The sequence below is a fragment of the Halobacterium litoreum genome, assembly GCF_021233415.1.
Lineage (GTDB): Archaea > Halobacteriota > Halobacteria > Halobacteriales > Halobacteriaceae > Halobacterium > Halobacterium litoreum.
The window spans coordinates 802,806-818,922 of record NZ_CP089466.1; the positions used below are offsets into that span (position 1 = coordinate 802,806).

Annotated in this window: 23 protein-coding genes and 1 tRNA gene; 10 read left to right on the top strand and 14 right to left on the bottom strand. The window is 69.4% G+C overall.

What is annotated here, in order from left to right; genetic code table 11:
• Positions 1 to 13: 13 nt before the first annotated feature.
• Entirely contained in the window at positions 14 to 2,416 is a 2,403-nt protein-coding gene (locus LT972_RS04425; protein WP_232571992.1) for an ATP-dependent DNA helicase, read from the top strand.
• Here LT972_RS04425 and LT972_RS04430 read toward each other — a convergent pair.
• Entirely contained in the window at positions 2,402 to 3,370 is a 969-nt protein-coding gene (locus tag LT972_RS04430; RefSeq protein WP_232571993.1) for a Gfo/Idh/MocA family protein, read from the bottom strand. The two genes, LT972_RS04425 and LT972_RS04430, sit on opposite strands and share 15 nt — an antisense overlap.
• A gap of 76 nt (positions 3,371 to 3,446) precedes the next feature.
• On the opposite strand from LT972_RS04430, the gene LT972_RS04435 reads away from it, so the two are divergent.
• Positions 3,447 to 3,611, top strand: coding sequence for an HEWD family protein (locus LT972_RS04435; protein ID WP_232571994.1), 165 nt, complete (start codon positions 3,447 to 3,449; stop codon positions 3,609 to 3,611).
• Here LT972_RS04435 and LT972_RS04440 read toward each other — a convergent pair.
• On the bottom strand, positions 3,592 to 3,804 hold the full coding sequence (locus LT972_RS04440) for a helix-turn-helix domain-containing protein (RefSeq protein ID WP_232571995.1): 213 nt from the start codon (positions 3,802 to 3,804) through the stop codon (positions 3,592 to 3,594). The two genes, LT972_RS04435 and LT972_RS04440, sit on opposite strands and share 20 nt — an antisense overlap.
• A gap of 34 nt (positions 3,805 to 3,838) precedes the next feature.
• On the opposite strand from LT972_RS04440, the gene LT972_RS04445 reads away from it, so the two are divergent.
• On the top strand, positions 3,839 to 4,396 hold the full coding sequence (locus tag LT972_RS04445; RefSeq protein ID WP_390226278.1) for an acyltransferase: 558 nt from the start codon (positions 3,839 to 3,841) through the stop codon (positions 4,394 to 4,396).
• Here LT972_RS04445 and LT972_RS04450 read toward each other — a convergent pair.
• The 5 genes from LT972_RS04450 to LT972_RS04470 all read right to left on the bottom strand — a co-directional run bounded on the left by LT972_RS04450 (position 4,393) and on the right by LT972_RS04470 (position 7,316).
• Positions 4,393 to 4,956, bottom strand: a complete 564-nt coding sequence (locus tag LT972_RS04450; RefSeq protein ID WP_232571997.1) for a hypothetical protein — start codon at positions 4,954 to 4,956, stop codon at positions 4,393 to 4,395. The two genes, LT972_RS04445 and LT972_RS04450, sit on opposite strands and share 4 nt — an antisense overlap.
• Positions 4,953 to 5,729, bottom strand: coding sequence for a mechanosensitive ion channel domain-containing protein (locus LT972_RS04455; RefSeq protein ID WP_232571998.1), 777 nt, complete (start codon positions 5,727 to 5,729; stop codon positions 4,953 to 4,955). The genes LT972_RS04450 and LT972_RS04455 overlap by 4 nt, the downstream gene beginning before the upstream one ends.
• A gap of 1 nt (position 5,730) precedes the next feature.
• Positions 5,731 to 6,543: a diadenylate cyclase DacZ gene (gene dacZ, locus LT972_RS04460; RefSeq protein ID WP_232571999.1), complete on the bottom strand. Its 813-nt coding sequence runs from the start codon at positions 6,541 to 6,543 to the stop codon at positions 5,731 to 5,733.
• A gap of 221 nt (positions 6,544 to 6,764) precedes the next feature.
• Positions 6,765 to 6,848: transfer RNA gene (locus tag LT972_RS04465), tRNA-Leu, on the bottom strand.
• 39 nt (positions 6,849 to 6,887) lie between these two features.
• Positions 6,888 to 7,316, bottom strand: a complete 429-nt coding sequence (locus LT972_RS04470; protein ID WP_232572000.1) for a hypothetical protein — start codon at positions 7,314 to 7,316, stop codon at positions 6,888 to 6,890.
• Between the two features lie 115 nt (positions 7,317 to 7,431).
• Between LT972_RS04470 and LT972_RS04475 the strand changes: the two genes are divergently transcribed.
• Positions 7,432 to 7,746: a transcription initiation factor IIB family protein gene (locus LT972_RS04475; RefSeq protein WP_232572001.1), complete on the top strand. Its 315-nt coding sequence runs from the start codon at positions 7,432 to 7,434 to the stop codon at positions 7,744 to 7,746.
• On the opposite strand, the gene LT972_RS04480 is transcribed toward LT972_RS04475, so the two are convergent.
• The 5 genes from LT972_RS04480 to LT972_RS04500 all read right to left on the bottom strand — a co-directional run bounded on the left by LT972_RS04480 (position 7,747) and on the right by LT972_RS04500 (position 11,630).
• The gene (locus LT972_RS04480; RefSeq protein WP_232572002.1) at positions 7,747 to 8,223 is read right to left on the bottom strand and encodes a phosphopantetheine adenylyltransferase; all 477 of its coding nucleotides are present in this window, start codon (positions 8,221 to 8,223) and stop codon (positions 7,747 to 7,749) included.
• Positions 8,224 to 8,263: 40 nt separating this feature from the next.
• Positions 8,264 to 8,926: a winged helix-turn-helix domain-containing protein gene (locus tag LT972_RS04485; RefSeq protein WP_232572003.1), complete on the bottom strand. Its 663-nt coding sequence runs from the start codon at positions 8,924 to 8,926 to the stop codon at positions 8,264 to 8,266.
• Positions 8,927 to 8,983: 57 nt separating this feature from the next.
• Positions 8,984 to 10,090: a glutamate--cysteine ligase gene (locus LT972_RS04490; protein WP_232572004.1), complete on the bottom strand. Its 1,107-nt coding sequence runs from the start codon at positions 10,088 to 10,090 to the stop codon at positions 8,984 to 8,986.
• A gap of 80 nt (positions 10,091 to 10,170) precedes the next feature.
• A complete protein-coding gene (locus LT972_RS04495; RefSeq protein WP_232572005.1) occupies positions 10,171 to 10,800 on the bottom strand; it encodes a fibrillarin-like rRNA/tRNA 2'-O-methyltransferase in 630 nt (209 codons plus the stop codon).
• Entirely contained in the window at positions 10,797 to 11,630 is an 834-nt protein-coding gene (locus LT972_RS04500; protein ID WP_232572006.1) for an NOP5/NOP56 family protein, read from the bottom strand. Before LT972_RS04500 ends, LT972_RS04495 begins: the two co-directional genes overlap by 4 nt.
• A 103-nt stretch (positions 11,631 to 11,733) precedes the next feature.
• Between LT972_RS04500 and LT972_RS04505 the strand changes: the two genes are divergently transcribed.
• From LT972_RS04505 to LT972_RS04515, 3 genes are all read left to right on the top strand, one after another.
• On the top strand, positions 11,734 to 12,300 hold the full coding sequence (locus LT972_RS04505) for a DUF2391 family protein (protein ID WP_232572007.1): 567 nt from the start codon (positions 11,734 to 11,736) through the stop codon (positions 12,298 to 12,300).
• 73 nt (positions 12,301 to 12,373) lie between these two features.
• Positions 12,374 to 12,547 carry an HVO_2753 family zinc finger protein gene (locus tag LT972_RS04510; RefSeq protein WP_232572008.1) on the top strand — a complete coding sequence of 58 codons (174 nt, stop codon included), beginning with the start codon at positions 12,374 to 12,376 and terminating at the stop codon, positions 12,545 to 12,547.
• Between the two features lie 2 nt (positions 12,548 to 12,549).
• On the top strand, positions 12,550 to 12,816 hold the full coding sequence (locus LT972_RS04515; RefSeq protein ID WP_232572009.1) for an elongation factor 1-beta: 267 nt from the start codon (positions 12,550 to 12,552) through the stop codon (positions 12,814 to 12,816).
• Positions 12,817 to 12,866: 50 nt separating this feature from the next.
• On the opposite strand, the gene LT972_RS04520 is transcribed toward LT972_RS04515, so the two are convergent.
• Positions 12,867 to 13,505 carry a hypothetical protein gene (locus LT972_RS04520; RefSeq protein ID WP_232572010.1) on the bottom strand — a complete coding sequence of 213 codons (639 nt, stop codon included), beginning with the start codon at positions 13,503 to 13,505 and terminating at the stop codon, positions 12,867 to 12,869.
• A gap of 55 nt (positions 13,506 to 13,560) precedes the next feature.
• Positions 13,561 to 14,724 (bottom strand): cystathionine gamma-synthase, encoded by a 1,164-nt coding sequence (locus tag LT972_RS04525; protein ID WP_232572011.1) that lies wholly within the window; start codon positions 14,722 to 14,724, stop codon positions 13,561 to 13,563.
• A gap of 116 nt (positions 14,725 to 14,840) precedes the next feature.
• On the opposite strand from LT972_RS04525, the gene LT972_RS04530 reads away from it, so the two are divergent.
• The 3 genes from LT972_RS04530 to LT972_RS04540 are packed head-to-tail and all read left to right on the top strand — an operon-like array spanning position 14,841 to position 16,103.
• Complete coding sequence (locus LT972_RS04530; RefSeq protein ID WP_232572012.1) at positions 14,841 to 15,134, top strand: 50S ribosomal protein L21e; 294 nt, start codon at positions 14,841 to 14,843, stop codon at positions 15,132 to 15,134.
• A gap of 1 nt (position 15,135) precedes the next feature.
• Complete coding sequence (locus LT972_RS04535) at positions 15,136 to 15,495, top strand: RNA polymerase Rpb4 family protein (protein WP_232572013.1); 360 nt, start codon at positions 15,136 to 15,138, stop codon at positions 15,493 to 15,495.
• Positions 15,496 to 15,536: 41 nt separating this feature from the next.
• Positions 15,537 to 16,103 carry a DUF655 domain-containing protein gene (locus LT972_RS04540; RefSeq protein WP_232572014.1) on the top strand — a complete coding sequence of 189 codons (567 nt, stop codon included), beginning with the start codon at positions 15,537 to 15,539 and terminating at the stop codon, positions 16,101 to 16,103.
• Positions 16,104 to 16,117 lie beyond the last annotated feature (14 nt).

Below are 16,117 nucleotides of genomic sequence, written 5' to 3' on the forward strand. Positions count from 1 at the left end.
CACCGACTACCGAATGGGCGACGACGAGTCGGAGACGGCGTGGCGCGACTTGTTCGGGTTCGACGCGCCGTACGACCAGCAGGGCGACGCCATCGAGTCTGCCATCGACGCCGGGGAGCGCGGCGGCTACCTCGCGATGGAGGGGCCGTGTGGCACCGGGAAGACGATGGCCGCGCTCACGGCGGCCGCGCACCTCGTGCGGAACGGCGACCAGTACGAGCGCGTCGTCGTCGTGACGCCGGTGAAACAGCAGTTAGAGCAGTTCGTCGCCGACCTGCGCACGATGAACGCGGGGCTGGACGACCCGCTGGACGGCGTCGCGCTCGTCGGCAAACGCGACCTCTGTCCGTACGAGCGCGAGGACTCGTTCCCGCCGGACGCGAGCGTCCACGACCGCTGCGAGGACCTGCGCGAGTCCACCGCCGGACTCGTGGAGGGCGACGGCGGCGAGTTCGACGGGCAGGACGCCCGGGAACTCGTGGAACTCCGGCCGGAGGACGCGCTCGACGACCCGTGGTGGGACCCCGCGACGGGGCGCGAACTCGCGCGCTCCGCCCGCGCTGACGCCGACCACTCGCTCTCGCAGGCCCCGCTCGCGACCGCGGGTGCAGACTCTCCCTACGTCCCCCACCAGCCGACGGCCCCCGACGATATGGCGGAGGGCGACCCGTCGCTGTTCTGCCCCTTCGAGGCGGACTGGTTCGGACGCGACAAGGGGTCGCCCGTCGGGTTCGACGCGGGCCGCCACAACGTCGTGACGAGCGAGGACGTGCTGCCGTCGAGCGTGGAGTACGGGACGTGCCCGCACCGCGTCCAGCAGGTGATGCTCGACCACGCGGACGTGGTCATCGGGAACTACAACCACCTCTTCGACCCGAAGACCCGCGGCCTCACCGAACACCTGCTCGACGACCGGACGTTCGTCGTGGTCGACGAGGCCCACCGCCTCGAAGAGCGCGTCCGCGACCTGCTCTCGGACCGCGTCGGCCGGCACACGCTCGCCCGCGCCCGAAACGACCTGCGGACGCTCCTCACGGAGGCCAAGCAAAGCGAGTCGAACCGCCAGCAGGTCGCCGACCACCTGCGGAGCTACGACCTCTCGATGGACGCCGTCGAGGCCACCGTCGACTTCTTCGGCGACGTGCTGGACTGGCTGGACGACCGGGTGGCCGAGTACCTCGCGAACGAGGGGTTCGACCCGAACGGCGCGCGCGGCCTGCCGGAGCGCGACCACGAGATTCCCCTGCGGGACCCGGAGACGGACGAACCCGACGACCTGACGCGGTGGGCCGAACAGAACGGCTACACTGGCGACGTGTGGCGCTCGCTGGCGGCCGTCGGCACCGCCGTCGAGGCGATTCTGGAGGACGACGGCGACCGGTCGGCGGTCTGTGGCGCGGTCGGCATCACGCTCCAGCGGTGGTGGGAGCGCGACCACGCGACGTACTTCCGGGAGATAGAGTTGGAGCACGCGCCCAAGGACTCCGGGCGGGCGGGCGCGGCGTGGGCGGAGGCGTACACGCCGGCGCTCGTGACGTTCAACTGCATGCCGGCGCGCGCGCTCCGCGAGACGTTCGCGGAACTCGGCGGCGGCGTGCTGATGAGCGCGACTCTCGAACCGCTCGACGTGTTCCGCGAGGTGACGGGCTTAGACCGCCTCGAAGCGGGCGCGGGCGACGCGGAGGCCCGGCCCGTCGTGGAGCGTCGGTACGACCTCCGGTTCCCCGAGGAGAACCGCGCGAGTTTCCTCGTGGACGCGACGCCGTTCACCGCGCGAAATCGCGGGGAGCCCACGAGCGAGAACGCGAACCGCACCCGCGAGCAGTACCGCTACGTCCTCCGCACCATCGCGCGCTCGCCGGGGAACGTCCTCGTCTGCATGCCGAACTACCGGGAGGCCGCGTGGGCCGCCGACTACCTCGGCGGCGTCGTGGAGAAAGACGTGCTCGTGGACGAGTCGTCGTCGAACGAGGCGACCGACGACCTGAAGGCGGAGTTCTTCCGGGGCGACGGGAAGGTGCTCGTGACGAGCACGCGGGGCACGCTCACCGAGGGCGTGGACTACGACGGGGAGAAACTCGCGGCGTGCGCGGTGGTCGGCGTCCCGCTCGTCAACGTCGGGTCGCCGAGAGTGCGCGCCGTCCGCCGGGCGTACGCCGACGCGTTCGGCGAGGACAACGCCTTCGAGTACGCGCTCACGGTGCCGGCGGTGCGGCGCGCGCGGCAGGCCCTCGGGCGCGTGATTCGCGGCCCCGATGAGGTCGGCGTGCGCGCGCTCGTCGGCCGGCGGTACGTCGAGGGCGCGCGCCACTCCGTCCACGAGTATCTCGGCCCGGGCGAACGCGAGGAGTTCACGCGCATGACCCCGGAGTTCCTCGGCGACCAACTCGAGTTGTTCTGGTCAGACCGGGACTGAGCCGTCGGTGCGCGCGGCATCGTACAGCGCGTCGATGGCGCGCATGTTCGCGACGGCTTCCTCGCCGTCGGTGCGCGGCGACTCGCCGGACGCGACGCAGTCCGCGAAGTGCTCGACCTCCAGTCGGTAGGCGTCGGTGGGGTCGAACGTCTCCTCGACGGTCTTCTCGCCGGTCCCCCACCGGAGGACCGTCTCGCCGTCGCCGGGGTTGTACGCGCGCTCGGCCTCCAGCCAGCCGTCGGTCCCCTCGACGCGGTAGGTCTGGTGGTTCCGGGTCTCGAAACTCGCTTCGACCGTAGCCGTCGCGCCGTCCGCGAACTCCAGCGTTCCCGCGATGTCGGTGTCCACGCCGCTGTTCCGGGCGTCGTTCACGCTCGCGTCGGCGGCGACCGGTTCGCCGAGGAACTGGCGGGCCGCGCTGACGGCGTAACAGCCCACGTCCATCAGCGCGCCGCCGGCGAGACTCGGGTCGAGGCGCACGTCGTCGCGGCCGCGCGGGAGCGGGAAGTTGAACGCCGCGTGGACGTGGCGCAGGTCCCCGAGGTGATTTTCGGCGACGTCGATTGCGCGCTCGGTTCGCGGGTGGTAGCGGTACATGAACGCCGACATCAGCGTCACGCCGGCGTTCCGGCAGTGCTGGACGACCTCGACGGCCTCGTCGGCGTCGGACGCGAGTGGCTTCTCGCAGAGCACGTCGAGGCCGGCGTCCGCGGCGCGACACGTCCACTCGGCGTGGAGCGCGTTCGGGAGCGGATTGTACACCGCGTCCACGTCGGCGTCGAGGAGTTCGTCGTAACTCCCGTAGGACTCCGGGATGTCGTGTCGGTCGGCGAACGCGGCGGCGTCGTCCGCGCTCCGTGACGCGACGGCGCGGACCTCGTGGTCCGAGTCGCGGATGGCGGGGACGACGGCGGCGTCGGCGATGTGGGCCGTCGAGATGATGCCGAATTGCACGTTGGGAGCGGAGATTGCCAGTCACCTAACTGTTTGGACCGCAGGCCTCAAGACCCGCCGCCGTCTCCGTGACAGTATGGCACAGATTCGCGCACCGTCCGAGCGAACGTGTACGGACTGCGGACGGTCGGAGCGGTGGGACCGGGCGGACCGACACTGGAAGGTAGACGGCGAAGAGGGCGACGTCTTCTGCGTACACGCGTGGGACGTGACGGGGTCGTTTACGACGGTCGAGAAGTGAGGTAGCGCTCGCCGTCGCGGGCGACGAGGCCGCGGTTCTGGAGGGTTCGCAGGACGCTGAACAGCGTTATTCTCGGCACGTCGAGGTCGGCGTGCAGTTCGTCGACGGTCGCGCTGTCCCGGGTCGTCAGCGAGAGGTACACCAGTTTCCCGCGCGGCGACTCCACCGATGTCGGCACCTGTCGTGTCGTCATTCGTCACCCGACGAAACTACTTCGACAATTATCAATGTGTGGTTCGACGCAAGTCGAAACAGGTGGGTTGATTGCGTCCGGCGTCCAATCCGGTGTCGTGCCGACGCGCCACGACCGACTCGACCGACACCCGACGCCCGGCCTCGGCAACTCCCTGCGCCACTGGCCGGACGCCAAGCACCCGCTTCGCGTCGTCGTCAACTACGTCGCCATCGTCCTCGCGCGCGTCTCCCCGAGCCTCCGCCTGAAGAACTGGCTGCTCCGGCGCATCGGCGTCACCGTCGGCGCGCGCGCCTCGTGGGGCCTCGAATCCACGCCCGACGTCTTCTGGCCGGAACTCATCACGGTCGGCGAGGACGCCATCGTCGGCTACGACGCCACCCTCCTCTGTCACGAATTCCTCCAAGACGAATACCGCACCGGCGAAGTCGTGCTCGGCGACCGGGCCATGATCGGCGCGGGCGCAATCGTCCTCCCCGGTGTCGAAATCGGCGACGACGCCCAGGTCGCCGCCAACTCGCTCGTCACCGAGGACGTCCCCGAGGGCGCGACGGTCGCCGGCGTCCCCGCCGAACCGGTGGCCCGCGACTAACTCGCGCGCTCCACGTCACGCGCCGCGCTCTCGTTCCGACTCCCCGGTACGAACACCCCGACCGCCGCCAACCCCATCACGCACGCCAGCACGCCGCCCAGCGACAGCGCCCCGACCGTCCGCAACACCGGGTCGACCGACACGCCGCCCGCCAGCGACGCCAACGCGAACCCCGCGACCGACACCACCAGCCCGTACCGGGTCACGCGGAACTCGGTCGCCGCGGCGTACCAGAACGCCCGCACGCGCCGCCCGACCGACCCGTCGCCGCTCGCCGCCGACGCCACGTCCGCCGCGCCCGCCGCCGCCAGCGACGCGGCCGCGAACCCGAACACGCCACCCGCCGCGAACAGGTACGCGCCAGTCGGCGGCGACACGGTAAACGACCACGCCGCCGCACTCGACACCAACACCCCGGCCGCGGCGACCCACCGAGTCCACGCCCGCCCCGCCGCCGCAGACGCCCACGAGCGAATCCCCGCGTCGCCGACCACCGCGTACGAAGACGCTGCGAACGCCACCACTCCCGCGACCGTCACCGCCCAGTTCAGGCCGCTCATTCTCGCACCAACACCACGCCGCGCCGGAACACGAGGTGGTTCGGAAGGACGTACTCCCGGCCGTCGTCCTCCACGCGAGTCACGAACACGTCCACCTCCTGGACGATGCCCTCGTGCTCGCCGATGGCGACCCGGTCACCGATGCCGTAGGGCTGTTTCAGGAGCAAGTAGACGCCCGCCGCCGCCGACGTCAACATGTGGCGGGTCGCGACCACCGTGAACACCACGAGCGCCGCGAGGTACGCGAACAACAACACCAACAGCGCGCCCACCGCGACGCCCACCTGCGAGAGCGCCAACAGCACCGCCACGTACAGAATCGAGTACTTCACCGCCAGCGACACCACCGAGATCTCGGGCACCTTCACGCTCCGCAGTCGCTCGCTCACCACCAACTCCGCCTTGTCGCTGACCAACAGACCGATCAGGAGTACGGCGACCGCCACCAGCACCGACGGCAGGAAGCCGACGATGGGGTACCAGACCGCGCCCTGGACCGTGAGTTGCGCCAACTCCAGCGCGATGAGCGCCGAAATCGCGTACACGATCCACGACGTCGCTCGCGCTATCAGCCGCACCGTCGTCGTCCCGACCTCCCGCGCCATCCGCTCGACGGTCGTCCCCTCGACGGCGTCGTCGACGCCCATCGCCTGCAACAACCGCTCGTTCAGGCGCCCGAGCAAGTACCCGAGCACGATACCCGCGAAGAACACGAGCGCGGCGAGTACGTACCGGAAATCCGCGTCCAGTAGCGTGCTCGTATCCACCTGCATCTCAGTACTCCTCTGGGTCCAACTCCAACACTAACTCGCCGCCCTTGAACGCGCGGACGAGCCCGTCGGACTCGGAGAGCACGATGGCGACAGAGTTCGTGTCCCGCGTGATGGCGCCCGCCGCCATGTGGCGCGCACCCAGTCCCTTCGGGATGTCGGTGCCCTCCGCGGACGGTTCCAGGTAGCGGTACGCGGACACGATCTTCCCCGAATCCGAGATGACGAACGCGCCGTCCAGCCGCGAGAACTCCTTGAGCATCACGTTCACGATGGGGTCGCCCACGTGGACGTGGCTCTTCTCGAAGGGGTTGTAGGACAGCGGCCGGGACTTGTTCATCACCTTCCCGGCGTCCCCGACGACGAACAGCGCGCCGACCGGCTTGCCCTTCTGTCCCTTCTTCCCGAGTTCGATGGCCACCTCGAAGACGTCCCGGATGACGCCCGGCTCCCCCCGCGAGTTCGCGAACAGGTCGTAGACGCCCGAGTGGCGTGACTCGTCGGCTTTCGTCCGCGTCACCGTGTCGATGTCGTCGCCGAACAGCGGCACCGCACACCCGAGTTCGTCGCCGTCCACGACCAATCCCTCGCTGAGCGCGCCCTCCACGCCGAACCGAATGCGCTCGCGCACGTCGTCGAACGTCAACGGCAACTCCACGAACGCGTCGGCGCCCACCGCGTTCTCCGTCGCGACCACCACGATCGCCGTGTCCTCTAACTCCTCGGCGCGCTCGAAGTACGCGCCGCTCGGCGAGAACAACAACAGCGCGTCGATACCCTCCAGTATGTCCCCGACGAGGTCTGGTGGCCGAGCCATTTGTCTAACAACGTGTCCCCGCGCTTAAAAAGGATAGTGGCCCGTCGGCCGCCCGTCCGACGACTGGCTTACAGTCGCTGCTCACTGACACCCCGCTCGAACAGAAAATGCGTGGGACCGGATTTGAACCGGAGCAAGACGGTCGCCCTCGCTTCGCTCGGGCGCTGCGACTTGCAGGGTTCAAATCCGGTCCGGTTCCCTCGCTCCCTGTGGTCGCTCAGTGCACGGGACCGGATTTGAACCGGCGGACTCCTACGAGACAGCGTCCTAAGCGCTGCGCCGTTTCCTGGCTTGGCTACCCGTGCGCACCCACGACTACCCGAGGCAACTGTAAGAGAATTGCGCTACGCGCCGGGGACGCCGAGCGCTTCGAAGGAGCCGATGCCGACGAGCGCGAGCGCCGCGAGGACGACGGTGGCGACGGCCCACGCGGCGACGCCGACGGCGGACGCGCGGAGCCAGCCGACCGGATAGCGCCACTTGATGACGCCGACCCACGCGACGAGCGCGAGCAGGCCGCCGACGAACGGCACGCCGTCGAGTAGGCCCCACGCGAGCGCGCCGAGGAGCGCCGTCAGGATGGCGTCGCCGTAGTCGCCGGCGTCCACGAGATGGGAGGCGGCGACGTGGATGGCGACGCCGCCGACCAGCAGACTCGCCGCGAACACGACCACCGAGTCGTCGAACGGCGCGGTCACCGACTGTGCGGGCGGTACCGTCCCGGCGAATCGCGCCAGCGACGCGACCGCGGTGTCCAGAGTTGGTGCGTTCATGCGGTCGGGAGTGAGCGCCGCGGCCACGTCAACCGTCGACTCGCTCGCGCCGAGTTTACGCGATTTGTCCCGAGTTCCGGCGAAGGTTTACGTCGGGGACGCGCAATCTCCGGGTATGTACCGGGCGGGCGACGAGGTGGACCAGCGCCAGTGGCTGGAGGAACTCGAAGCGGTCGCCGAGGACCTCGGCCTCGACGCCGAAGCGCGGTCCACCGCGAAAGACCTGTTCCTGTCGACGGGCGAGACGGCCGACGCCGAGCGCTCGAAGCCCGCGGCGGTCGCGGCGAGCGTCTACGCGGGCGCGCTCATTGCGGGCGACCAGCGCTCGCAGACCGCCGTCGCGGAGGCCGCAGACGTCTCTCGGCTCGTGATTCAACAGCGCTGGAAGGACGTGCTCGACGAGGCGGGGTTCGACCCGCCGACGTGGTAGTCAGCGCCCGTCGCTGTCGGGCGTGACGTTGCCGTGTTCGTCGATTTCCCCCTGCACGATGCGCGTCGAGGAGATGATGTCGCCGTCCTCGGCGCGCACGTGGTCGACGACTTCGATGTCGAGGGGGTCGTGGCCGCGCTCCTCGCGGAGGTCGTTGATACGTTCGGCGGTGCCCTGGGTCTCCGGCGAGACGACGAGCACGTCGAACTGCGGTTCCGTCGCGATGCCGGTGGGTTCGTGGAGTTTCCGCACCTCGAACTCGCGGCCCGCGTCGTCGGCGAGCGCCCCGAGTTCGGCTTCGAGGTCGTCGCGCCGCTGGTCGAACGGGCGGACGTAGCGGTCGACGTGGCGGGTCTGGCCGGCGAGTTCGTCGCTGGTCAACCCGACCGTGACGTCACCGAGTTCGAACGCGCGCTCGAAGAGTTTGCGGTGGCCGTCGTGAATCGGGTCGAACGTCCCACCGAGGGCGACGTTCATACGCCGGCGGAAGTCCCGGGCGCGTTTAGCAGTTTGGGTTTCAGGTGTCGTCGCCGTCGTCGGTGGAGAGTTCGGCGTCCGCCTCGACGTCGGCTTCCACGTCGTCGACGCGACCCTCAGCTTCCACGTCGGCGTCCAGTTCGCTCTCGCCGTCGCCGGCCTCGGCTTCCACGTCCACGTCCGTCTCGACTTCCGCCTCGGTGTCGCCGACTTCGGCCTCGACGCTGGTGCCGTCCTCGACTTCGATGCGGACCGGCGAGTCGCCGGTGTCGGCGTCGCCGTCCTCGCGGTCGAGGTGAGCGTCGAGGTTGAAGACGGTGTTCAGTTCGTTCTGTACGCGCCCGACGACGCCGCCGACGAGGTCGCTCGGCGGGATGGCGGTGTACTCGTAGGGGTTGTTGCCGGCACCTTCGCTCTGGCGCTTGCGGCGTTCGACCACGTCGTCGTCCGCGAGTTCGGCGAGCGCTTCGCGCACGGTCGACGGGTAGAGGCCGGTGCCGTCGGCCACCTCCTCGCTGGTGCTCCACGGGTGCTGGCGGAGGTAGACGAAGATGCGGGCGCGGGTCTCCGTGTCGAGCACCCACGAGAGGATGTCCACGACGCGCTGGTCGAACCCGGCGACGGCGCGGTCCTTCCCTTCGTCCAGTCGGTCGCGCGCGGACTGTCGGGACTCGTCGGTGTCGTCTGCTGGGTCCTCAGACATGTGTCGTCTCGTTCGGGTCAAAAGTGGCGAGCGGATGAAAAACCCTTCGCCGAACGCCTACAACACCAGCGACTCGTACAGCGCGCGCTCGCCGTCCTCGGCGAGGACGCGGCGCTGGCGCGCGGTGCCGGACTCGGCGTCGAACACGTCCCGGATGCCCGAGACGCCCAGGCGCTCGCACTCCCGGTCGACCACTTCGCCGAGGGAGACGTCGCCCGCTGCGTCCCGGCGCACGAACGACGCGTCGTGGCCGTACCGCGTCGCCCGCCACTTGTTCTCGTCGAGCACCTCGCGCCGCAGGCCGGCGGCGTCGCCGTCCCCGAACACTTCCGGCGGTTCCGGGTCGGCGCTGTCCTCGTAGCGCGCGGCGTAGTCCATCACCAGCGCGTGCGTGTACTCCACGAACGCCTCGACCACCTCGGGGTCGGACTGGCCGTCGGGCGCGCGCACCTCGACGGTGCCGTGGCCCGAGTGCGGGCGCACGTCGTACCAGAGTTCGCCGCGGTCCGAGATGCCGCCGGACTCGACCATCAGGCGCTCGAACCGGTCGAACTCCTCGTAGGAGTTGAACGCCGTCGGCATCCCCGTGTTCGGGAGGCCCTCGAAGATCTTCGCCCGCGCCGACGCCAACCCCGTGTCGTAGCCGTTCCAGAACGGCGAGTTCGCGCCGAGCGCGAGCATCACGGGCATGTGCCAGCGCAGTTGGTTCGCCACCCACACCGCCTTGTCCGCGTCGTCGACGCCGACGTGGACGTGGAGACCCGCCGTCGTGTTCCGGTGCTGTGGGTACTGGATTCGCTCCAGTTGCGCGCGGTAGCGGTCCTTCTCGGCGTGCTCGTGTTCCCGCCAGCGCGCGCCCGGATGGAGGCCCGCCGCCGCGATGCGGTAGCCGTTGGCCTCGGCGTGCGCGACGAGCGCCGCGCGCACGTCCCGGATGGCGTCCGGCGCGCCGTCGGGGCCGTCGAGTTTCGGCGTCTGCGTCTCCACCACGAACTTGAACAGTTCGTGGTCGAGGCGTCCCTCCAGCAACTCCGGCGGGGTGGCCTCGTACACCAGCCTGTCGGTCCCCGCGGTGGGGACGCCGTCCTCGCCGACGACGAAGAACTCTTCCTCGACGCCGAGCGTCCCCAGTTCGGCGAACTCCTCCGACGAACCCACGTCCATGCTCGCCGGGTCTTTTCCTTCGAGCGCGTAAATAGTTCTGGAAGCGGCGGGCTAAGTTGTCGAGGCCGTCGGTCGCGCGTTCACTTCGGCGTCGCGACGACGGCGAGGTGGTCCTCGTGGTACGGCTCCAGTCGCTCCGTCGCCAGCACCTCGTAGCCGTCGCGCAGGCGGTCGAGGACGTCCTCGAACACGTCTCCGGGGTCGCGGGTCACGTCCTCGCTTCTGGCCTTCACCGCGCCCACGAACCGCCCGTCGTCGGCGAGGAACTGGCGGTTCGCGAGCGCCACGTCCGCCTGTCCCCGAGTCGCCACGTCCTGTACGATTGCGTCGAGTTCGGACTCGACGACGTGGGCGTACGTCTCGGGCTTTCGCGCGTCCTTCAACAGCGGGAAGAGGTTCGTCCGCGCTTCCGCCACGTCGAGCAGGTCGCGGACGGGACGGGGCGCGAACTCCACGGCGTACGTCGGTCCCGCGAAGTCCGCGACGTGGCTCACCGTCGTCCCGTTCGCCGCGCCGAGGTACAGCACCGAGTCGCCGCCCGCCAGCCCCGTGTCGACGCCGAGTTCGAGCGTCGCGCCGAGTTTCGACCGGTGGGCGTCCCAGCGCCGCCAGCCGTCGACCACGGGCTCGCCGTACGCCGGTTCGCCCCGCGTCGCGAGCGCCGACTCGTCGCCGAAATCGCGTCGCTCCACGCCGTCCGGGAGGGTCATTCCGTATCACGCGCTCGGATGCGCTCGATTCGCTCGTCGAGTTCCTCGTCCAGTTCGGGGCGGCGCTCGCCCGAGTAGTGGTCGACGCGCGCCGCGATGGTGAGTTTCCCCGCCAGCGCGCGTGCCGCCGACCCGCGGTGTTCGGGGTGGGTGCCGCGGACGTACTCGTGGGTGTAGATGACGCCGTGTTTCGGGGACGGCGCGTGTCCGCGGAGGTGCGCGAACAGGGCGTCCTCCGCCCCCAACACCTGCAGGGTGCCACTCGGCTTCTTCGCGAGTGCGCCGAGGCCGCCCGCGAGCGCGATGAGGCGCGCCGCGAGCACCGGGCCGGCGAGCGCCGAGAGGTTCGGCGCGACCGCCGGCCCCTGTCGCTCCACGTAGTCCGCGATGTCGTCGCGCTCGTCGGCGAGGTCCGCGGCGCGCCGACACAGCGAGACGGCGCGCTCCTCGCTGGGCGTCGCCGGGTCGCGGGTCGCCACGTCGCGCGCGCCGTCCACGCCGCCGCGCACGTCGTCGAACACGCTCCCCGCCCACTCGGTGCCGCGCTCCGCGAGTTCGTTCGCGGTCTCCGCGAGGTCGCTCATCGCCCGCACCGCGTGAATCAACTGCTGGTCGTCGGCGCGCTCGCGCTCCCGGACCGCCGCTCGGGTGCCCGCCAGCGTCGCCTCGCGCAACAACTCGTAGTACGCCGCCTCGTCGGGCGCGACGCCCGCGTCGACGGCCTCGCGCGGCCAGTCGGCGGGCGCGTCCGCGCTCCCCTCGCGGACGGCGTCGCCCGCCGCCGACGGGTCCGCGGCGTCCACGCCGGCGAACCATCCGTGTCCAGTCATGCCCGACGCTTCCGGCCGCGCGCGTTTAAACCTACCTCGCTGGACTCGCGCGCTCGGACCGCGGCGAACGGACGTTTAAGCCGCTCCGGGGCGACGACCGCCCATGAGCGCGCCGCCAGCGGACGACGACCCGCCCGACGTCTCGGACCTCGTCGACGAACTGGAGGACCTCGACGACGTGGTCGACGACCCGGACGCCCGACGGCGACTGGACGAACTCAAACACCTCGCCGGCGACATCCAGGAGGGCGGCGCGTTCGGACAAGTCATCTACGGGTTCGACCGTCACGACGCCGCGGAAGCCGTGCTCGGCGCCCTCCTGTTCGGCATCCCGATGGCCGTCGAGGGCGGCACCAACGAGGCGGGCGCGTTCGTCGCGAGCAACCCCGCGCTCCTCGCAGGGAGCCTCGCGGCGACCGTCGCGGTCGTCCACGGCGTCCTCTACGTCGCGGAGTTCCAGGACGTCCGCGTCGCCGACCCGTTCTTCGGGTTCCTGCCGCGGCGACTCGTCGGCGTGCTCGCCGCGTCCGGCGCGACGGCCGCAGTCCTCCTCACCGCGTGGGGCCGCGTCTCGTGGACTGACCCGTGGCTCGCAGCCTGTACGGTGGCCGTGGCGCTCACGCCGATGGCCATCGGCGCCGCCCTCGGCGACATTCTCCCCGGGTCGTGAGTTCTGTCGCCGGGTCGCCGACGACGCTGCCGAAAGACAATGGTTAAAACGCGTCCGGGCGCATAGTCCGTGTATGAGCGAAGCCAAGCAGGCGCGCAAGTGCGTCTCCTGTGGCATCAACATCTCCGGCACGACTGCGGCCGCGTTCAAGTGCCCGGACTGTGGCCAGCAGATTTACCGGTGTGCCAAGTGCCGGAAGCAGAGTAACCTCTACGAGTGTCCCGACTGCGGGTTCCGGGGGCCGTAACCATGGGGAAGGTCGCCGCCGTCCTCAAGGTCATGCCGAACAGCCCGGACGTCGACCTCGACGAACTTCAGGAGCGCCTCTCCGAGTCGCTCCCCGAGGGCGCGAAAATCAACGGCACCGAGACCGAGGAGGTCGCGTTCGGTCTCACCGCGCTCCTCACGACGGTCATCGTCCCCGACGACTCCGGCGGGACGGAAGCCGTCGAGGAGGCGTTCTCCACGGTCGACGACGTCGAGTCCGTCGCCGTCGAAGAAGTCGGCCGCATCTGAGCCGGACGAACTTCTCTCGGTTCGCTACGCTGCCGTAGCGGCGCTTCTCGTCACTCCTCGGCGGTGTAGCGCCGGACTTCCACGTCGAACCCCCAGTCCGGCGCGGCCCGGATGCCGCCCTCGAACCGGTAGGTCCCGGTCTCCACGCAGGCGTCGCCCTCGTGGGGCGCGAGCACCGCGAACGTCCGCGACACCGTCTCGCCGGCGTCCAGTTCCGCGGAGCGCACGACACTGGCGAGCGCGACGCCGTCGGTCGCCTGCCAGCACCCGTCCGGGGACTCCTCGGGGACGACGCCGTCGTCGGGCGCGAGGAACAGTTCGCCGCCGGTATCGGCGTCGCCCCAGAGGGCGTCCCACGGCACGAGCGACCCGAACTGGAACTCCCGAGGTTCGTCACCCTCGTTCGTGAACGCCACGCGGAGGGACGCCGGGCGGTCGGTCGTCGCCTGCTCCGCGACCGACACCTCGATGGAGACGCCGTCGAGGGACACGTCGTCCGTCTCGACGTCCGTAATATCGTAGCCGCTCTCGGGCCCGTCGCCCTCGCGCTCGGTCGGCGTGGTCGTCTCGTCGTCTTCGGTCGTTGTGTCGTCGCTCGGAGACGGTTCGTCGTCGCTGTTGCCGGCGACGCCCGCACACCCAGCGAACGCGGTGGTGGCGAGCACGCCGACGAACGCACGTCGCTTCATATCTGCGAGAACGAGCGCCCGGGATAAACGCTTTCTCGGGGCTGAAACAGCGGTTTTAGTCGAGGGCGGCGTCCATCGCCTGCTGGAGGTCGGCCTTCAGGTCGTCGACGTTCTCGATGCCGACGCTCGCGCGAATCAGGGGGTCGGTGAGCCCCGCCGCCTCGCGCTCTGCTTTCGGGATGGCGGCGTGGGTCATCGCCGCCGGCTGTTCGATGAGCGACTCGACGCCGCCAAGCGACTCCGCGAGCGTGAACACCTCGGTCTCGCTCACGAACTCGCTGGCCTCGTCGAGGCTGGCGTCCAACTCGAAGGAGAGCATCCCGCCGAAGTCGTCCATCTGCTCTGCCGCGAGGTCGTGGTGCGGGTGGCTCTCCAGCCCGGGGTAGTAGACGGTGTCGACGCTGTCGTGGTCGTCCAGCCAGTGGGCGAGTTCGCTCGCGTTCTCGCAGTGGCGGTCCATCCGCACGCTCAGGCTCTTGGTCCCGCGGAGCACGAGGAAGCAGTCGAAGGGGCTCGGGGTCGCGCCGACCGAATTCTGGTAGAACCCGAGCTGCTCGTCGATGTCCTCGTCGTCCGTAATCAGCGCGCCCGCGACGAGGTCCGAGTGCCCGCCGAGGTACTTCGTGAGGCTGTGGCAGACGACGTCCGCGCCGTGCTCGATGGGGCGCTGGAGGTACGGCGTCGCGAACGTGTTGTCCACCGCACAGAGCGCGTCGTGCTCGTGGGCGATGTCCGCGAGCGCGCCGATGTCGTTGACGTTCATCAGCGGATTCGTCGGCGTCTCCACCCACACCAACTCCGTCGACTCTCGCATCGCCGACCGGACTTCGTCGTGGTCTGTCGTGTCCACGAAGTCGAAGTCCACGTCGTAGTCCTCGTACACCTGCGTGAAGATGCGGTGCGTGCCGCCGTACACGTCGTCGCCCGCCACGACGTGGTCGCCCGCTTCGAGGAGGTTCAGGACGGTGTTGATGGCGCCCATCCCCGAGGAGAACGCGCGCCCGTACTCCGCGCCCTCCAGGCTCGCGAGGTTGTCTTCGAGGTCCGTGCGCGTCGGGTTCCCGGTGCGCGAGTACTCGTAGCCGCGGTGGTCGCCCGGCCCGTCCTGCACGTACGTGGAGTTCGCGAAGATGGGCGTCATCAGCGCGCCCGTCTCCTCGTCGGGCTCCTGTCCCGCGTGAATCGCGCGCGTCTCGATGTGTTCGTCGTCGTCGCTCATACCGAGAACTGCGACGGCCCGAGAGTTAGGTCTGTTCGTTCGTGGGGCGCCGAGACACGCTTGGGTGGGAACGATTCTTTTTTACCCTCGACGGAAGTACGAGACTGCATACGACTATGCCGAGCTCCAACGGACCCCTCAACAGCACGCGCGAGAAACTCTCGAACAAGCCCCGAGAACGCGGTACGTCGCCGCCCCAGCGCGCCGTCACCGAGTTCGAGGAGGGCCAGAAGGTCCACCTCAAAATCGACCCGAGCGTGAACGACGGTCGCTTCCACGCTCGCTTCAGCGGCCACACCGGCACCGTCGTCGGGAAGCAGGGCGCCGCGTTCAAGGTGCAGGTCAACGACGGCGGCAAGGACAAGATCGTCATCGCGAACGCCGCCCACCTCCGCGCGCAGGAAGAGTAACATGACCATCTTCAAGGAGACGCTCGACGAGGAGTTCCTGACCGTCTCGGAGGCCAAGGAACTGCTCTCCGACGTCGAGGCCGAGCGCGCGCTCGACGAGGACCGCGAGATGCGTTTCGAGTTGGCGCGCGCCGTCGAACACGTCAACCGCTTTGCGGTGCTCGAACCGGAGGAGTCCCGCGAACTGGTCGCGGAACTCCTCGACCTCGACGCGCTGGACGACGAGTCCGTCGCGTACAAGATTGCCGACCTCCTCCCGCGGACGCGCACGGAACTGCGCGCCGTGTTCGCGAACGAGCGGTACGCACTCTCCGGCGACGAACTCGACGACGTGCTGGACGTCGTCGCGAAGTACGCCTGAGTGGCCGACCGTTTAAGTGTCGGCTGGGCGTACCCGTTCGTATGAGTGATTCGCCTTCGACGGACGACGAGGAGTTCGCCGTCGTTCTCGACTACCTCGCACACGGCCGCTCGGACGGCCGCGGCTACGGCGACGGCCCGCTGGCGTACGCCGTCTCTACGGACGATTTCACGCTCTACGAGATGAAACTCGACCCGACTGCGGACATTTCGATTCTCGACCGCGTGCGGATTCGCCCGGACTTCGCCGAGGGCATCGAGCGCGGCCGCGAAGTGGACTACGACGACCTCTCCGACGGCGCGCGCTCCGAGTTGGACTACGTCGTTGAGGACGTGGTCGACGAGGAGGAACAGCGGTTCGTCGACTTCTACAACGACGCCCAACCCATCTCGCTGCGACTCCACCAGTTGAACCTCCTGCCGGGCATCGGCGACAAACTCCGGGACAACATCCTCGAAGAGCGAAAGCGCCACGGCCCCTTCGAGAGTTTCGAGGACATCGAGGAGCGCGTCGACGGCCTCCACAACCCCCGCGAAATCATCGTCGAGCGCATCCTCGACGAGATGCAGGAAGACGACTTGAAGTACCACAACTTCGCGCAGTCGTAACGCGGGGTTTAGGA

Bases quoted from the DNA above. Each gene is read 5' to 3' on its own strand.
- LT972_RS04425 (WP_232571992.1), top strand. From the start codon at position 14: ATGGGCGACGACGAGTCGGAGACGGCGTGGCGCGACTTGTTCGGGTTC.
- LT972_RS04435 (WP_232571994.1), top strand. From the start codon at position 3,447: ATGGCACAGATTCGCGCACCGTCCGAGCGAACGTGTACGGACTGCGGA.
- LT972_RS04440 (WP_232571995.1), bottom strand. From the start codon at position 3,804: ATGACGACACGACAGGTGCCGACATCGGTGGAGTCGCCGCGCGGGAAA.
- LT972_RS04445 (WP_390226278.1), top strand. From the start codon at position 3,839: ATGTGTGGTTCGACGCAAGTCGAAACAGGTGGGTTGATTGCGTCCGGC.
- LT972_RS04450 (WP_232571997.1), bottom strand. From the start codon at position 4,956: ATGAGCGGCCTGAACTGGGCGGTGACGGTCGCGGGAGTGGTGGCGTTC.
- LT972_RS04455 (WP_232571998.1), bottom strand. From the start codon at position 5,729: ATGCAGGTGGATACGAGCACGCTACTGGACGCGGATTTCCGGTACGTA.
- dacZ (WP_232571999.1), bottom strand. From the start codon at position 6,543: ATGGCTCGGCCACCAGACCTCGTCGGGGACATACTGGAGGGTATCGAC.
- LT972_RS04470 (WP_232572000.1), bottom strand. From the start codon at position 7,316: ATGAACGCACCAACTCTGGACACCGCGGTCGCGTCGCTGGCGCGATTC.
- LT972_RS04475 (WP_232572001.1), top strand. From the start codon at position 7,432: ATGTACCGGGCGGGCGACGAGGTGGACCAGCGCCAGTGGCTGGAGGAA.
- LT972_RS04480 (WP_232572002.1), bottom strand. From the start codon at position 8,223: ATGAACGTCGCCCTCGGTGGGACGTTCGACCCGATTCACGACGGCCAC.
- LT972_RS04485 (WP_232572003.1), bottom strand. From the start codon at position 8,926: ATGTCTGAGGACCCAGCAGACGACACCGACGAGTCCCGACAGTCCGCG.
- LT972_RS04490 (WP_232572004.1), bottom strand. From the start codon at position 10,090: ATGGACGTGGGTTCGTCGGAGGAGTTCGCCGAACTGGGGACGCTCGGC.
- LT972_RS04495 (WP_232572005.1), bottom strand. From the start codon at position 10,800: ATGACCCTCCCGGACGGCGTGGAGCGACGCGATTTCGGCGACGAGTCG.
- LT972_RS04500 (WP_232572006.1), bottom strand. From the start codon at position 11,630: ATGACTGGACACGGATGGTTCGCCGGCGTGGACGCCGCGGACCCGTCG.
- LT972_RS04505 (WP_232572007.1), top strand. From the start codon at position 11,734: ATGAGCGCGCCGCCAGCGGACGACGACCCGCCCGACGTCTCGGACCTC.
- LT972_RS04510 (WP_232572008.1), top strand. From the start codon at position 12,374: ATGAGCGAAGCCAAGCAGGCGCGCAAGTGCGTCTCCTGTGGCATCAAC.
- LT972_RS04515 (WP_232572009.1), top strand. From the start codon at position 12,550: ATGGGGAAGGTCGCCGCCGTCCTCAAGGTCATGCCGAACAGCCCGGAC.
- LT972_RS04520 (WP_232572010.1), bottom strand. From the start codon at position 13,505: ATGAAGCGACGTGCGTTCGTCGGCGTGCTCGCCACCACCGCGTTCGCT.
- LT972_RS04525 (WP_232572011.1), bottom strand. From the start codon at position 14,724: ATGAGCGACGACGACGAACACATCGAGACGCGCGCGATTCACGCGGGA.
- LT972_RS04530 (WP_232572012.1), top strand. From the start codon at position 14,841: ATGCCGAGCTCCAACGGACCCCTCAACAGCACGCGCGAGAAACTCTCG.
- LT972_RS04535 (WP_232572013.1), top strand. From the start codon at position 15,136: ATGACCATCTTCAAGGAGACGCTCGACGAGGAGTTCCTGACCGTCTCG.
- LT972_RS04540 (WP_232572014.1), top strand. From the start codon at position 15,537: ATGAGTGATTCGCCTTCGACGGACGACGAGGAGTTCGCCGTCGTTCTC.